Genomic DNA, 16,464 nt, shown 5'->3' with positions numbered 1-16,464 from the left:
TAAATAAAGAGGGAAGCCACGAAGGCTTCCTCTTCTTATTTTTTAACAACTTTTCTTACGATATCACCGTCGTTCGTACGAATACGAACCATATAAATACCAGATGGCATATTTGTAATATCAAGCTTCGTTTCATATTGACCTTTTGATTTGGTAATCTTTGTGTTATACTGACTGCTACCAATAATATTTAATACATCAATAATTACTTCACCCTCAATTTCGCCACCCAATACAATATTTAATGGACCATCGGTTGGGTTAGGATATACTCTGGTTGAAGATTCTGTGATCTCTTCAATACCTGTAACAGTTGCAATTATTACCTCGAAAGTAGTTTCTGCTTTCAATCCTAAAGGATCTATAGCAATCACCTTCACTGTTGCAGTACCTTCTGCCAATGGCTCAATCACAATACCTGTAACTGAAGTGTAAATATTCACTACAGACTGGTTGTCCACAGATACTTCATACCTCAATTCCTCACCGTCAGGATCGATAAAATGTTCATTTAAATCGATGTTTTCCAACTCTTCGTCTTCATAGTATTCTTTAGTTGCAATTGAATTTGTCAATTCAGGAGCACGATTCACATTGACTACCTCTACCTGGAACTTATAAGAACTCTTTGCTCCATGCTCATCGGTTGCAATCAACTCTAAATCATGAATACCCTGATCGAAGTATCCAGGCGCAAGGCTAATCGTGATGCCTTCTGCAGTAGAAACATAGGTATAATAATCACCAGCTCCACTAACTTCAACATTATAACTATCGCCCTCTTTATCAGTAATTGTAAATGGTACTTCCAAAGTTTCCGCCTCAATAACAGTTGGGTAAGGTACTGTGGTTGTAATATCCGGACCTTCGTTCATTAACAGATTTACATCCAACTCAAACTGCTGGTTGTTCGGATCATTGGTATTTACCAGAATCGTAGCATTGTTGCGAATCTCCTGAGCATATTCTGCCTTAAAGTTCAATGTTAATGTTGAAACCTCTCCTGCTGCCGCAGTTCCTGACATTTGATCAACTGTAACCCAGGTTTTCATATCCAGCTCTCTCTCCATGGCTTTCACCATGTAAGTATAAGTTTCAAAACCCCCCTGAGAAGTAAGATCATACCAATCTCCTTCATACTCGAAGAAGAAACGATCTGCTACAGCATCGTCTTTTTTCTGTAGAATTCTAGTTCCCTGAGGATTGCTTACTCCTAATGGGTAGTGAATTACCACATAAAAATCTTCTCCAGGATAGATATAAACAGCTTCATCCAATGCAATGGTAAAGAATTCGCCAATATCGTCGTTACCGTCTTTCGAATATTCCAATCTTCCTTCTGCCACTTTCGATGCAGTTGCAATACCATCACCACCAGCAAGAATTTCAGCGTGCAGAACGCCAGAATTAACCGTTTCTCTACGGAACCATGTTTTCACATCTGAAACAGAGAATCCGTCCGATGGAGCTGTAAACTTGGTTGCTGAAGTAAAGCTTAAGCTAGCACCAAATCCTAACCAGTTATCCACTTCCGTATCATTGTTATCATACTCCAATACACGGTTGTACTCTCCCGATTTGGTAGATTTTACTGATGATGGAGCAGGATTGTCATTCATTTCTGAGTTCAGAGATACAGGTGCCTTAACAGCAAATGTTTGTGCAGGAGCAACAGCCTCTTCCACTTTTCCTCTATTGAAAACAAACTCAAGATTCCACTCCAAATCATTATTTCCAGCTTCGTTGCCGATTACAAAATCACGAGTATCAGTAAATGTATAATCGTCAGCGTGTAAAGTAATGCTTTCATCGCTAATGGTAGCGACAGGTGGCAACATCGCATTTACAGATGCATTCCAAACCAGAGCCTCGTTGCCATCCGCATCAACAACCACAACATTGGCATTGGATGCACCTGGTGCTGTTGGTGTATAGGTTACAAAGAACTGCCAAGAATCACCAGGAGCCAATTGAGAACCATCAGCAACTAGAATAGGTCTTCTTCCAGGAATAATAATTTGTTCGCCAATAAAATCCTTAATCGGAACATATCCTTCTGGATATCCGAAGATCCCTGGAGCTCCAGGATAGTAAAACTCTACTTTCATGTCGGCATTCATGGTAACCTGAGCTGAATCTAACTGAATGGCTTTGGTACCGGTATTGGTAATGGTAAAACCTTCTACCACTTCCATTCCTTCTGTGTACCAGATATCTCCAAGTTCAACATCTGAAGCCGTCAATTCTGGAGAACCAATCACAGTTAGGTTCAGAGGTACAAGTTTCACACTTTCACCAACGGTATTGTTATTTACAACGATATTTGCATTGTAAGTACCATCATGCAAATTATTTGCATCCAAACGTAGGGCTATATCCTTTGTTGTTTGAGCTGGAACAATTTCCTTCTTCACAGGGAATACCGTATAAGAGTATCTATTAACCCCAGTAGGCATCAGCCCGTAATGTATCAAAAGACCTTCTTTTTCATCCGGACTTTCTACACCAACAAAACCAAATGATTTTACGATCTCAAAATTCTTATAGTTGAAATCGATTCTTCCATTGTTGTAAAGAATCACCTGGAAATCATAATTTTGACTCATAGCAGTCATGTCTATGTATTCATTCCAGGTTACAATTACCTTGTCTTCGTCTATCTGATAATAAATACCATCCTTTTTATCAGCGACAGTTCCATTAGGAACATGAAAGCCACCCATAGGAGCAATTGCACCTGGAACATTATCCTCAAAAGGAATTCCCTGTACACGATCCCACATTGATTCTCCTTTAGGTTTTACAAAACTAACCCAACCCATGAAACCAATGTACAAAGTATCGTAGGTTTGTCCATAGTAAGGAATTGGATTATTCAATTTCACAGCCTTGTAAGGAATCTCATCAAAAACAAACTGATCTCTCAAATTCGTTTCCGCAGCAGTTTCTGTGATATCAATCCAACCATTTCCATCACCTTCCACATTGATGTACTCAAAATCTTTGATATCCATTGCTGGAGAGGATGTCTCCAAAGGATAATACCATGAATCCGGAAGGATGGCAAGTTCCAAATCTCCCAAACCATCATTGGTTATCTGAAGTACGGTATCCTTTATGGTACGCGCAGGCATTTCCCAGGTAATACCCTCAGCAGGAGCAATGCTAATCAATGGATTCTCCACCACATTTCCTTTCAGTACTACTTTGAACTCCTCGCCTGCAGCAGTAGTTATATATATTGCATCTTCCAGTACGGCAGCAACTTCCGTATTGATCTTCACAGGAATGTAAGCAGACTGTCTGGTTCCCACTTCGATAGGAGCTAACTTGCTAGTGCTGAAATTACCATTTTCGAATCGGATACCAGTAATAGTTTCCTTCGCTGTTCCTGCATTAACCACCTGCACAGCAATTGAGTCCTGAGCCGTTTTGAAAACCTCTCCAAAATCGATGGTATCCTTTTTCACACTCATTACAGGAGCGCCACCTGCTACAAAATTGGCATATGTAGTAAAGGTTGAAATTGGTGAAGTAATATCATTACTAATAATAGGCAGTTTCTGATAAATTGAATCCTGTAAAACCTTATCGGTATTGTAGCTCAAAGTAATATCAGTTGTCTGACCTGGCATCAAAATACCTGATGCATTGGTAGCAGCAGTAATCATATCCTCGCCAGGATGATAGAATCTGAAGTAAGAATGATAAGATGTTGTTTCACCCATATTCAAACTGTACTCACTGTTTGTGGCAAAACAAACATCCTCATTTTTTTCGTCAATCAAACCTACAAGCCAGCCTTTGGCTCCTTCATCTGCAGTACCAGTTTTATTAAAGAGTACATCTACATCACCATTGGCGTGCAATACAATCTGGTAGTTAGGAAGAGACTTTCCATATTTCAAATATTTGAACTGAACACGGAATGTACCATCCTCTTTTTCATAGTAGATTGCAGCATTTGTATTATTCAAATCTGCTCTTGCCATTACTGCGGTAATCATATCGCGATCCTTCAAATAGCGCGGATCAAGAGGGGTTCCAGTAATCCAATCTAATCCTACGTTACCATCTTCACCAAAAATCAGGGCTCCTTCATAATTGATCCAAACCTTGTCGTAAAATTTATCACGGAATGGGAAAGAGAAACCAAGGTCTACTTCAATCGCAAATACCTGGTTGGTTTTGATCTGAGGAAGAATATCGTTAGAAGAAATGTTCTTCCAGCCGTATTCCTTTGAATCATTATAGGTTCCGCCGATCACATAGTCGTATGAGTATCCAAATTTGTTGAAAGGTCTTTTCAGTCCTTCCACCTCGTAACCAGGAGCAAATTTAGGTATCATATAATCCAGCGGATACTTTCCATCGTTGCGGATGGTAAAGGTACGATCTGCAATTGTATCGCCAATAGTTAAATCACCCGGTATAGTATCTCTTTCAGGTAAAATAGTAAGTTTGGCAGGTTCTGTAGCAACACCATGTACATTAAATGTATATGGATTGCTTCCATCAGTAATGGTGATGGTTTCGTTGAAAGTACCTGCTTCTGTTGGTTTAAAAGTCACTCTTACCCAACCTCCATCACGAGCCGGAATGTTATTCCCACTGGTCTTGTTGTCCGTGAAGAATATATTTTCATTGGAAGATGAATGAGCGTAGTTACCTAATTTATAACCAACATACCCTTCGTTTACAATCTGAATATCCAGAGTTTTTGTATTGCCAACAAATACGTCTCCAAAATTTACAGTTTTCTCAGATTTCAAGATTGGAAGGTGTCCATCAACATCCAAATTAATTTTGGCTTTCATCACCTTATTAACAGGATCGTTGGATGTAAACACAATATTTTCAGTGTACTGTCCGTCCACAAGGAATTCCGAAACCACATCAATAGCAACCTGAAGGGAATCCCCTCCGTCCACTACTCCATTATTAGGAGTTAAGGTAATGTATTCTCCAAGATCTTCGAACTGGCTTCTAAGGATCATTGCCCAGGCCCAAGTATCATCTTCTATAGCCTCTGCAAGGGGTTGCCAAGATTGTCCGCCGTTAAAACTCATCAAACAGTTGTCTGATCCTGTTTCCGTCTTTTCAGGAGAAATCCCCAAAGGATATAAGTTCCCTGCCGGCACATGGATTACCACCCAGTAATAAGATCCTTTTTTCATGAATACATGTTCGTCCATTTGCACAAAACGAGAATAATCAACATTTGCTTCTGAAAAAATATTTTGAGCAGTAATTAACTTAGCTTCCTCCAGTACAGGACCTTCCCATATTTCAAGCACAGCAGGGCCAATCTCTGGATCAAATTTTAGATGGGCCCACAAACCCGTTAAATTAAAACCTTTATCCTGCTCTACATAAAAACGGGAAGCCGAAGAATTGGTAACTGTAACATCATTATCTCCAATAAGTCTCCAGGCTTGTGACCCTTCACTATTACCCATTCTCTCGTCAATAGCCATGGAGGTTGGAGCCATTACTTTTTCAACCTGTGGAATCTCGTTTCCACCCAAACTTGTACTTTGCGAAAAGGTACTTACATTTGGATAAACGACATCCTTAACACTAAAAGCATCGGGCTCAAGACCCACCAAACCAACGTGAGCATTCCAGTTTAAGACACCAATAGAGTCATTGTAAACCCAAAGAGCATCAGAAACTTTAGGATTAACTGCTACATCAACGGCCATGTTTACATCTTCTCCCAATCGAATGCCAGGGCCTGAATTGGTAGAAACAACTTTCACATCAGAAAGTTCTGACTCATTACCCCAACGGTCATAAGCCTTAATGGCGAAATAATATGGAGTATTGGCATCCAATTCTTCAATCAGGTAATTCAGTTCATCACCTGCATTGGAATAGAATGATTTAATTACGGCAGAATTTGCATATTGAACCTTTGCAGCATCAAACTCATTTTTACTCCAATAAATAGAATAACTAACTGCTTTTCCATCATCTTCATCTGCAGGAACAGACCAGGTTAGAGAAGCAAAATCCTGAGCTGCAGTAACTGCTAAGTCATTAATTTTTTCGGGAGCTTTGGTTGCATCACCTGATTGAAGAGCCATGGCTGCATCAATATATCCATTCCCCATCTTCCCTTTCGCAAAATCTTCAACGAAAGGATCAATATCGTGAACTGAAGTTAGCAAGTGTCTCTTCAACCCCTCAGCTGTAATATTCCCCTTGAACTTTGATACGACCAAAGCAGCTATACCTGAGACATGCGGACAAGCCATTGAAGTACCTTGCAAATATGCATATTTGTCGCCAGGGGAAGTACTTAAAATCCCAGCTTCACGCGCAATTCCCATGTTTCCACCAGGAGCTGCCACATCAACCCAATCACCATAATTGGAGTAACCTGCACGCCCATTGTCTGGACCAAGTGAAGATACAGCAACACAAGGCTCATAATAAGCCGGGTAAGCATTCATCTCAACTCCATTATTACCAGCGGCAAAAATGGCAACCCCACCTTTCATTGGGCTACCTGCATAGTTACCTGCTTCCGCAATAAAGTAGTCAATGGCATCCAATACAGCCTGATCGTAATGATTGTGAGTCTTCCATCCCCATGAGTTCTGAGAAATAACAGCTCCCATATCAGCTGCATAAACCAAGGCATTAGCGAAACCACCAACTCCACCATCTTCAGTAAAAATCTGGCAGGACATCATTTTTACACCGGTTCCTTCGGTTCCATCACCTCCAGCAACACCCGAAACACCAATACCATTGTTGTTTACCGCACCTACAGTTCCCGCAACGTGCGTTCCATGATAATGATCCGTGATTTCACCTGAGTTCGTTACAAAGTTGTATCCGTAGATATCATCAGGGTAACCGTTACCATCATCATCAACGCCTTCCACGCCATTCAACTCTGCCTCATTCACCCACATATTCGCGGCTAAATCCTCATGATCCACATCAATACCACCATCAATAATGGCTACCACAACATCTGATGAACCGGTAGTTTCCTTCCAGGCTTCAAACAAGTTAATGTCAGCGCCAGCTATAGCTCCATCCACTACAGTTCCATCATTATTGTAATGCCACTGTGCATTCAAAGCTGGATCATTCATTGGTAATTCTTCAGAGGTGAGAACAGGAGCCTCGCTTGGTTGAGGTCCATCAATTAACTGAACTTCACCAATGGTTTCTGCAATGCTTACTTCTCCTAATTGTTTATAAGATTTTGCTACTTCTGCAGCATTTAAACTGGCATCGAATTTTACTTGGTACCACAAATGTAAACCATGTTTACGGTGTTTTTCTTCATGTGCTGGAGCATAAGGGAATACGCGCTCCAACTGATATGCTGACACTTTTGCTGATACTGCATCAAAAGCAGATATGCCAGTCTTAACACCACGACGTGTAGTTTTAAAACTTTTCGTGGCTGCTGATAATTCGGGCTTAAACTTTATTCTAATGACACCTTTCTGTGCTCCATTCTCGTATTGCTGTGCATTTGCAACTCCTGTTATAAGGATACAGGAAACGAGTAGTAAGAATAAAGATTTCAATCGTAATCTTTTTTTCATAGAAATTTGTTTTGAGTAAATCACTGTATTAATTCATTAGGTTCAGGTCATCCACTATGGGCTGTTGTTTTGGGTGTTCATTGTTTATGGGTTATTTTGTCTTGTCGTCTTTTCCACTTGACCAAAAACAATCGTTCATGACCATTGCACAAAACCAGAGGTTGATGATTTCAACTTCCAAATTTTATAGTTCGAAAGACCAACACTTGTTTTTATTTCGTTTTTTGATCTCTCTTTTTCTCAATCGACTCCAATATCTTTCGCAAAGCTTCTGTCTCATTTTTTTTCTTGTCAATGAGTTCAAGAATTTCTTTCTCTCGATCTGTTAGTTCTTTAGTTTTCTTTTCCCAATTCATATGCTGGCAATTTTATTTGCTCACAATGATAGACGGTATTTAATAGAGAAAAGAAGGATGTGCCTTATCAGGAATCTTCAACAATTAAAAATGACCTTAGAAATGCATCTACATTCCTATTTAGGCACCATAGCGGCACCTTAACAAAAGCATCCTAACACTTCATTATCTGTCACTTACAAATAAACAACACTAAAAACACTCTAAATCTTAAAACAGAGCATGAATACAATTTTCGGGGGAAAACGGTTGGCTTTTGGGAAGTAGAATTAAAAGAAAAAGTCCTATACAACCAGAAAAAAAATAAGCTGAGTTCAATTCAAAACTACACCATGTTTCAAATCAAACTCAGCTTATTAAATCAATAAAAAAGAATATTTCTAGGGAGTGAAATAAATCAGATAAGAGATGCCCTGATCAATTGATCTGTATTATAACAGCCAATTGGCATTAACATCTCACGTTGTGGATGTTGTAAATACTTACGATAAGGGAAATGAATCTTTACAATTCGGATAAAAAAGTAACCAAATTGACATCCTTGCCAGTAAGATCCAGTTTCTTGCGAATGCGGGACCTGGACACTTCAATACTTTTCACACTCTGGTGAATGATACTGGAAATCTCCTTGCTGGTCATGTTCAGCTTTAAAAATGCACAAAGCTTAACTTCTGAAGGAGACAAGTTTGGGAATCGTTCCTGTAATTTCTTGTAGTAATCGTTATGAACCTGTTGAAAACGCAGCTCAAATTCTTCCCACACATCCTGGTCGGCACCAGCCTGGAGGTCGAAAATGATCTTTTGAATAGGTTCCTTATTTTCTTGTTTTAGTTGGGATTTCAGCTGCAACAAACGGCTGGAAACACTAGTAATCAATTCATTTTTCTTTAAAAGATACATGACATTGGTGGTAAGCTCCTTGTTCTTAATCTCCAAATCCTGATTCTTCAGCACCAAATCTTTTTCCAATGTCTGCTTCTCTAAACTAATCGCCTTAGCCCTACTCTTTATAAAACCATAAAGCAATCCGGTAATAATCATTCCCAAAACCAAAATAGCCATCAGAAAAAGGTAAATCATTTCCTTTCGTTGCTGCTTCACCTGTCTCTCTTTTTCAAGTTTATCGAACTCGTACTGCATTTGTAGGCTGGTAACTTCGCGAACCGATGCTTCGTTGATAATGCTATCGTTATATGCATGAAATTTCTGATAAGCCATCAAGGTCCATCCGAATCGCCCAACTCTTTTTTTATTTGTGAAATGGTCTGGTAGGCTTCCATTAAAGACAGCATCGATCCTGCTTCACTGGCCAAATCTTTCCCAATATTAGCCTCGTCCAAAGCTTTTTGAAACGCTCCTGTTTTCCGATAATACTCTGCCATAAACAGGTGTGAACGAGACATGCCATTTTTATCGTTTATTGCCTTACGTGCTTGTAACGAGAGTTTCATATATTCCAATGACTCATCATACTTGCCCGTTTCCATAGAAACTTTTCCAAGATTGTTATAGATAACACCCAAATTCAATTTATCATCAAACTTTTGGGCTCCTTTCAAAGCTTTTAGAAAGTAAGTTTTGGCTATTTCATACTCTTTTTTCACATTGTAACAGTTCCCAATGCTATTGTAAAAAGCATGATGTTGAGTATAGTAAGTAGAATCTCCCATGGCTAGAATTTTATTTTGCATGGAAAGAGCTACCTTATAATGTTCCAGTGCTTTATCGTATTCCAACAAGCGATAAAAAATACTCCCCATATTGTGCTCAACACCAACCAGTGCGGTATGATTCTTTTCTTCTTCAAATATCTTTTTACTCTTTAGGTAATGGTCCAGGGAACGATCGTACAGACCCTTTCGAAATAAAATATCAGCTATTTTCTTATGACTTCTGGCCTGTTGTAATCTCAACTTTCCTGAGTTAGCAATTGCTAGGGCAGAATTTGCATATTCAAGACTCTGTTTAAAATCTGTATTCTGATAGGTATCTGATAATTTAAGTAGGATTTTAACTTTCGTACTATCTTCTTCTGCTGCATCCATTCGCATACTCAAGCTATCGACCAGAAAACGTTCCTGAGCCAGAAGCATCAATGGGAATAAAAGAATTAATAGTAAAACGTAGCGTTTCATAGATTGTGGGGTTTGGTTGTTTGTAATTTTTCTTGATGTGCCAAATAATTTGGCACATTGCTTATACGATGCAGGCAATACCCGATGGTTGCGTATGAACAATCTCTTTTCTTCAAAATTCTTGCTTACACTTCCATACCCTAGAATATACGAAATTTACAGGGAAAAATATTTATTTGTTTAGATAACGTGAAGAATCCCATTTCAGGTAAGAATTAAATAAATAGGCCATTGCACCAACAATGGGAATCAAAAGAATAACAAGTGAGTAAATCAGTAAGAATCTGTTTTTTTCATTTCGGATTACAAAATAGATAGACACAACACTGAATAGTAAATGAACAACAAGTAACAGAATCCAATCATCAGGGCTAATTACATCAAACATATTCATACGATGATATTTTGGTTCGATCGAAAGAATTGAAAATTTGTTTACAAACAAAAAGCTTCCTCCTTAGGAATTTACCTTACCTACCTTAGCAATACCATAGCAGTACTTTTTATTATCCTGATAATTAGAGCAAAAAAGCAGATAGAAACAATACTTTCGTATTTAACCTACTGAAATGAACTCATGCGAATTGAATTTCCAAGGCTGCTATTTGAGTTCGAAAATGATTCAATAGGTAAGTACTTTTTCAATTGATGGATGAAATATTTGTCGGAGCCAAATAAAATCTATCCCTACAAGAAATTAATGCCTAAAAAAAGGCAACACAACGTGCTGCCTTTAAAATATTTTCTAATAAGCTGAGTTCTTACAATCCGAAGAAATAAGTGAACACCTTACGAACGTAAGAATTATCTTCTACTCCACCTGTTTCGCGAACCGAGTGCATTCCAAACATTGGGTTACCTATGTCTACTGTACGAATATCAACCTGACCCGTTGACACATTACCTAGTGTGCTACCTCCAACTAAGTCGGAACGATTCACAAATTTTTGATAAGGAACATCCGCATTTTTACACAAAGTTTCGAACACTGTACCAGAATCTCCATCAGTAGTATACTTCTGGTTTGCGTGAATCTTAATTACTGGCCCTTTGTTGATGAATGGGCGGTTGGTTGGATCATGCTTCTCTCCAATATTTGGATGAACCGCATGAGCCATATCTGCCGAAATCATGAAAGAACTATAGATTGCACGATGTAATGCTTCCATATCTTTCCCCAATTTGAAAACAATGCGCTGCAAGATGTGACGCAATACCGGAGAACCTGCTCCTTGCTTGGTAACACTTCCCACCTCCTCGTTATCGAAAATGGCTAGCATTTGAGTCTTCTTCGAAGCTCCTACTGATAATAAAGCTTTTAATCCAGCATGAGCCATTGCCAAGTCATCCAAACGTGGTGATGAAATAAACTCATCATTCAAACCAAAGATAGATCCTTTTTCAACTTCAAATAAGTTCACATCAAAATCGATAATGGATTCAGCATCAATTTTCAATTCATCGGCAATCAATTTCACCAAACAATTGTCCTTTTCCATTTCTTCTGTAATCATAGATAGTAATGGAAGCATATCTTTCTGCTTGTTCAACTCAACACCTTCGTTAACCTCACGATTCAAGTGAATCGCCAGATTTGGAATCACCATCAAAGGACGATCAATCTTTACATACAAATGTTCAGGATACAAAGGGTCATTTGATTTTACTGATACGCGACCAGCAATTGATAGTGGACGATCCATCCAAGTATTCAAAATCGGACCTCCGTAAACTTCTGTATTTAATTTGATATAGTTTTCTTCAACTTCAATTTCAGGATTTGGTTTAATTTTAAATCCTGGAGCATCAGAATGGGCACAAATCATCTGGAATCCTTCCTCTTCAATCTCTCCACTTCCGATTTGAAAAGCGAAAATAGCCGATCCATTCTTTGTTGTAAAGTATTTTCCTCCCTTTTCAATTTTCCATTCATCACGAAGGTCCAGCTCCTCGAATCCAGCCTCGTTTAACTCCTTTCTGATATTATTTACCGCATGGTAAGTACTAGGACTTCCATGAATAAAATCGATTAATTCTTGTGCTTGTTGTTTTGAGTTACTCATAGTATATGTTTTAATATTGTCTTCAAAATTTGAATTTCAAATCTACATTAATTTTTAGGTTTGGCAAGTACTTTAGGCGGCTTATCGATTCATTTTTCGTTCAATAGTTTTATATTTGCTCTAATCTAATTACCCTAATAAAAACTGCCTATGACAAACGATCCAATACTGGAACTAAATAAGCATCAATTTGCAATCATTTCAATTGAAACAACTGGTATTTCACCCCAACATGGTGATCACCTTATTGAGGTGGCCATTCAAACCGTAAACTGGAACGGAGAATTACTGGATAGCTACGAAACTTTAATTCATCCGGGAAAAGAAATTGAAGGTTTTCAAATTCATGGCATTACTGATGACATGGTTAAAAATGCTCCTTCAGCTTCAGAAATTGTTCCTGATATCCTTTCCCGTTTAAATGGAAAAACTTTAGTTGCTCACGATTTAGATTTTACCATTCGCTTTTTAGACCCAATTCTAAATGATAGCATGCCTAAATTGGAAGGTATCTGTACTCTAAAGCTGTTCGATTTGGTTGCTCCGGAATCTGGTCTACGCCGATTGGAACAACTTTGTACTTATTACGATATTGAATTTTCAGTACGCCATAGTGCGAAGTCTGATTCATTGGCAACAGCCAAACTTTTCTCCATCCTGAAAAATCTATACGCTCAACAAAATGAGATTGAAGACTTTGTTGAAAACTTCCTTCATCGGATTGAAATTAAAGACTGTCCAAAAGAGCGCAACGTTTACATTAAACGTAAAGAAGCTAAGAACATAGCTAACATCCAAAAAACCAAACTTTACGACTTATTAAACAGACTAACTTCCAGTGCTGGAGATTCTGTTCCTGTACGTCAGTATCTGAATGTTCTGGATCGTGCTTTGGCCGATAGAATTTTAACTGAAAAAGAGATTATTTCTCTGGTTGATTTGGCCACCGATTACAAGCTTTCCAAAGATCAGGTAATGGAAATTCATGAAGAATACTTGCGCAAGCTAATTCGCATTTACCTTTTGGATGAGATTCTTACTAATGCAGAAATGAATGACCTTCATTTGGTTTCAGATTTGCTTTGTATTCTTCCCAAAGAATTGGATTTGCTAATTGAATATGAGCGTACCAAAATTCCGATTACTACACCTGGAATTCAAAAACAATTGAAGTCATTGAAAGGAAAGAGCGTTTGTTTCTCTGGCCACCTTAATTGCAAAATTAATGGAAAACGAATCGATCGTGAATTGGCTCAACAATTAGTAAAAGAACGTGGCTTATTCGTTAAAAGAGTGGTTTCTAAAAATGTTGATTACCTGATTACAGCTCATGCTGAGCAATTCTCCGGTAAAGGTCGAAAGAATCGGAAAGCCATGGAATATCATGTAAATGTGATAGATGAAGAAATCTTTTGGGAGATGATCGGAGTGCAGGTGGATAATGAATAATGAACAATTGGTATGACTAATATTGGCGCGAATTATCGCGCCTTTTTTGATTTAACTCTTACATATCTCACTTAAAGCGATCCTCAAAAGGCTTCGCTCGTAATTATTAATTCGCAATTCGCGATTGATTTTTCTACTTCATTCATTGCAGAGCTTGCAAATACCAAAGGATACATATCTTCGAAATACCAAAGTGAGGCAAAATACAATCCAATTGGGGTAGCTTTGATGTCATTCAAATCATTAGGCAGATGAGCTTGTAACCACTTCAATCCATTACTTATTTCTTCCTGATTATACATGCAAGCCAAAGCACGAATTGCCAAAGAAGTTTCTTCAATAGTAGAGATCAGATTTGCGTTTCCTCCCCATCCGCCATCTTCATTTTGAACAGATTGCAGAAAGGTCTGAGCCTTATTTTTAACTTTACGTAAACCTTTTAAAACATCTGGATTTAAATTACTTATAGAATATAACACTATTGAGGTCCCATACACAGGATTTTCATGCTGCAAATCGTCTTCATTTCCAAACCATAAAGCAACCAAGAGCCATTATCGAGTTGTGAACTTTGCAAATATCTCCATGCCTTCTGGATACTTTTATCTACCTTACTTATGGTATCTACATCCAATTTATCCCGCCAAAGAGATAATGCCTTTATAGCATGTGCTGAAATATCAGGGCAAGAACAGTCGAAAGGCAATTTTCCCCACCCCTTGCAAAAAGTAGGTAATCCTCCATCAATATTCTGCAAATCAATTAACCAATTCACACCATTTTTTATCGTCTCAATGGGAATATCCTGACATTCGTTCAATTTAAGCAGAGCAATCAATGCTCCCGAAGTATCATCGGCATCCGGCACTCCTCCTTGTAAATGAGTCCATGCCCAACCTCCTGGTTTTGCCTTTGTAAATGGATGAATATTCTTTAACTGATAATCAAGGTAATATGAAACAAGCTTCTCTTTATCAGCATTTTCAGTTAACATATTATTATCCAAAGCATTTATAGACAGAGAAGTTACCCAAGTTGCTAAATGTGTGTCAATAGGCCAGGATCCATCCTCACGAATCGAATGTATCAAAAAGCTTGCTGCTTTCTGACAAACTTCTATATCCCGCTCTCCTGCTCCAATCAAACTCATTAGAACGAAACCGGTTAAAGGCGCAGCTTCCAAAAAACCTCCATTGCCAGGCTGTTTTTCAGATAGAATCTTTAAAACTTTAGGTTTTACCAATTGATTCAGCTTCTTTGTTAACTTATTTAGCTTACTATTTTGTGCCTTTACCAAACCAATGGCAATTAATGCCGGGATAGCATAGCTTACCACTGACAAATTCAAAAACTTGAAAAGTTCATCTGGGAAAACCGCCATTTGAAATGGAAGTTGCGGAACCAGCTTCCAACCATCTTCTCCTAACCTTCCCGAAAGTGCACACATGGAAAGTATAGGTACCGAAAAAGTTTGATCACTTTGATAATGATTCAGTATGGCTGTACTTATCGATTCAGGATCCAATCTTTTCAGACGATCAGTCAACCAATTCTCAGCATTATGAATGCATTCAGCAAACTCAGGACGATCTTTGGCAATCGAAAAACAAGCCCATGTAAGCAAAGTAGTACTTAAATTACTTTTGCTTCTTATGGTATCTCCCCAGCCACCATCTAAATTGACATTTTTAACCAACCAAACCAACCCTTTGTTGATATGAATGTCGTATTTCTCTTTATCGTATTTCCACAATGCAAAAACCGCTACTGAAGTTGACAATGCACTACTAGATAATTTTCCATCCCAATATCCATTTTCATTTCGAAGAGAAAGGATATAAGTATCTAGTCTTTGTTTTAGGTTTTGCATGTGGTTGTAATTGGAAATCATGATCTGGTTCAATTTAGCAATTGGTTATCTCTTTCATAAATGGGTTTGTCCTAATTAAGACAAAACACCCAAAGCCAGAAGAGCATAATAGGTATATTCCACATCACAGGACATATCAGCAATGCTACCGAAAAAGCCTCCTGACTCATCCCAATGAAGGTTGATGAAATTTAAGGAATTTTCGGCAAACGAGTCCATATTTTCTCCAGACAATTTCAAAGCCAACAATGCAGTTGCTGTTGATAAAAGATCAGAAACAGGTACATCTTTAGCAGCCATAAATCCACCTCTTTTCGATCTCATTTGAAGTAACCAATCTTTACTTTTTCCATGATCCAAATTCATAATCATACCAGCAGAAGTAGCTGAAGTTACCCCATCTGAACTGTTATTTTCATTCGCATAAGAACCATTCTCCAATATTAATGACTGATTTGCATTTTGAATTTCCTCAATTGTATCCTCTTCTAATTGCAAATCTTGATATAAAGTCCACATTAAATAATTGGCATAAACGGTAGAGTGTTCTGCGTCTTTTCTATTGTGATTGTAACCTTCATCTTTTGCGATATAATTTTCCAGTTCCCACAGTACTTCTGAACAATCAATCATCGTTCTTTTGACCAATTTTCCTATTATTAAATCTTTAGCAAATCCTATTCTTAAATATTTGGTGGACTTAAATACTGTTTTTTGTTTTAAATCAATAAGGTGAAGCAAATAGAAAGCCCTTACCAAACATACTGAATGTACAAAATCAAGATTTTGTTGTTCAAATTGCTTCAGATATTTTTTCTCATCAGCTATATTCAATTTCAAATCCAAAACCAAAGCAAGCGTATATCCAAAAACCGAATAGTACAAATCTGATTTGCCAGCCTTATCGATAAATCCTCCTGATTCACATTTTTGGGAACGTAAAAACGAAATAATATGATTTTGAGCATCCTCGCTTAAAGCTTCTCTGGCTCCTAACAAGAATTCTAGTATAACTTG

Annotated in this window: 10 protein-coding genes; 1 reads left to right on the top strand and 9 read right to left on the bottom strand. The window is 38.1% G+C overall.

The features are described 5' to 3' along the window. Positions 1 to 35: 35 nt before the first annotated feature. The 6 genes from JCM15579_RS16100 to JCM15579_RS16080 all read right to left on the bottom strand — a co-directional run bounded on the left by JCM15579_RS16100 (position 36) and on the right by JCM15579_RS16080 (position 12,128). A complete protein-coding gene (locus JCM15579_RS16100; RefSeq protein ID WP_054721640.1) occupies positions 36 to 7,574 on the bottom strand; it encodes a S8 family serine peptidase in 7,539 nt (2,512 codons plus the stop codon). A 212-nt stretch (positions 7,575 to 7,786) separates the two neighbouring features. After that, positions 7,787 to 7,930, bottom strand: coding sequence for a hypothetical protein (locus JCM15579_RS20315; protein WP_157471519.1), 144 nt, complete (start codon positions 7,928 to 7,930; stop codon positions 7,787 to 7,789). 504 nt (positions 7,931 to 8,434) lie between these two features. After that, positions 8,435 to 9,148: a helix-turn-helix transcriptional regulator gene (locus tag JCM15579_RS16095; RefSeq protein WP_054721638.1), complete on the bottom strand. Its 714-nt coding sequence runs from the start codon at positions 9,146 to 9,148 to the stop codon at positions 8,435 to 8,437. Next, positions 9,148 to 10,065 carry a tetratricopeptide repeat protein gene (locus JCM15579_RS16090; protein ID WP_054721636.1) on the bottom strand — a complete coding sequence of 306 codons (918 nt, stop codon included), beginning with the start codon at positions 10,063 to 10,065 and terminating at the stop codon, positions 9,148 to 9,150. The genes JCM15579_RS16095 and JCM15579_RS16090 overlap by 1 nt, the downstream gene beginning before the upstream one ends. Positions 10,066 to 10,237: 172 nt before the next feature. Then, a complete protein-coding gene (locus JCM15579_RS16085) occupies positions 10,238 to 10,459 on the bottom strand; it encodes a hypothetical protein (RefSeq protein WP_054721634.1) in 222 nt (73 codons plus the stop codon). A gap of 367 nt (positions 10,460 to 10,826) precedes the next feature. Next, positions 10,827 to 12,128, bottom strand: a complete 1,302-nt coding sequence (locus JCM15579_RS16080; protein ID WP_054721631.1) for a M18 family aminopeptidase — start codon at positions 12,126 to 12,128, stop codon at positions 10,827 to 10,829. A 150-nt stretch (positions 12,129 to 12,278) separates the two neighbouring features. On the opposite strand from JCM15579_RS16080, the gene JCM15579_RS16075 reads away from it, so the two are divergent. After that, positions 12,279 to 13,577: an exonuclease domain-containing protein gene (locus JCM15579_RS16075; protein ID WP_054721629.1), complete on the top strand. Its 1,299-nt coding sequence runs from the start codon at positions 12,279 to 12,281 to the stop codon at positions 13,575 to 13,577. A gap of 83 nt (positions 13,578 to 13,660) precedes the next feature. On the opposite strand, the gene JCM15579_RS22030 is transcribed toward JCM15579_RS16075, so the two are convergent. Genes JCM15579_RS22030 through JCM15579_RS16060 form a run of 3 tightly spaced genes read right to left on the bottom strand, consistent with a single transcriptional unit; the run spans position 13,661 to position 16,446 of the window. Beyond that, positions 13,661 to 14,056: a prenyltransferase/squalene oxidase repeat-containing protein gene (locus JCM15579_RS22030; RefSeq protein ID WP_054721627.1), complete on the bottom strand. Its 396-nt coding sequence runs from the start codon at positions 14,054 to 14,056 to the stop codon at positions 13,661 to 13,663. Then, complete coding sequence (locus JCM15579_RS22025) at positions 14,056 to 15,468, bottom strand: prenyltransferase/squalene oxidase repeat-containing protein (RefSeq protein WP_054721625.1); 1,413 nt, start codon at positions 15,466 to 15,468, stop codon at positions 14,056 to 14,058. Before JCM15579_RS22025 ends, JCM15579_RS22030 begins: the two co-directional genes overlap by 1 nt. Before the next feature lie 54 nt (positions 15,469 to 15,522). After that, positions 15,523 to 16,446: a prenyltransferase/squalene oxidase repeat-containing protein gene (locus JCM15579_RS16060; RefSeq protein WP_172677455.1), complete on the bottom strand. Its 924-nt coding sequence runs from the start codon at positions 16,444 to 16,446 to the stop codon at positions 15,523 to 15,525. Between the last annotated feature and the right edge of the window lie 18 nt (positions 16,447 to 16,464).

Source organism: Marinifilum fragile JCM 15579 (genome assembly GCF_001310955.1).
Classification (GTDB): Bacteria; Bacteroidota; Bacteroidia; order Bacteroidales; family Marinifilaceae; genus Marinifilum; species Marinifilum fragile.
This window is presented reverse-complemented; position numbering and strand designations above follow the sequence as displayed.

Coding starts and splice junctions, on each gene's coding strand:
- JCM15579_RS16075 (WP_054721629.1), top strand. CDS start 12,279: ATGACAAACGATCCAATACTGGAACTAAATAAGCATCAATTTGCAATC.
- JCM15579_RS22025 (WP_054721625.1), bottom strand. CDS start 15,468: ATGATTTCCAATTACAACCACATGCAAAACCTAAAACAAAGACTAGAT.
- JCM15579_RS16090 (WP_054721636.1), bottom strand. CDS start 10,065: ATGAAACGCTACGTTTTACTATTAATTCTTTTATTCCCATTGATGCTT.
- JCM15579_RS16100 (WP_054721640.1), bottom strand. CDS start 7,574: ATGAAAAAAAGATTACGATTGAAATCTTTATTCTTACTACTCGTTTCC.
- JCM15579_RS16095 (WP_054721638.1), bottom strand. CDS start 9,148: ATGGCTTATCAGAAATTTCATGCATATAACGATAGCATTATCAACGAA.
- JCM15579_RS16085 (WP_054721634.1), bottom strand. CDS start 10,459: ATGAATATGTTTGATGTAATTAGCCCTGATGATTGGATTCTGTTACTT.
- JCM15579_RS20315 (WP_157471519.1), bottom strand. CDS start 7,930: ATGAATTGGGAAAAGAAAACTAAAGAACTAACAGATCGAGAGAAAGAA.
- JCM15579_RS16080 (WP_054721631.1), bottom strand. CDS start 12,128: ATGAGTAACTCAAAACAACAAGCACAAGAATTAATCGATTTTATTCAT.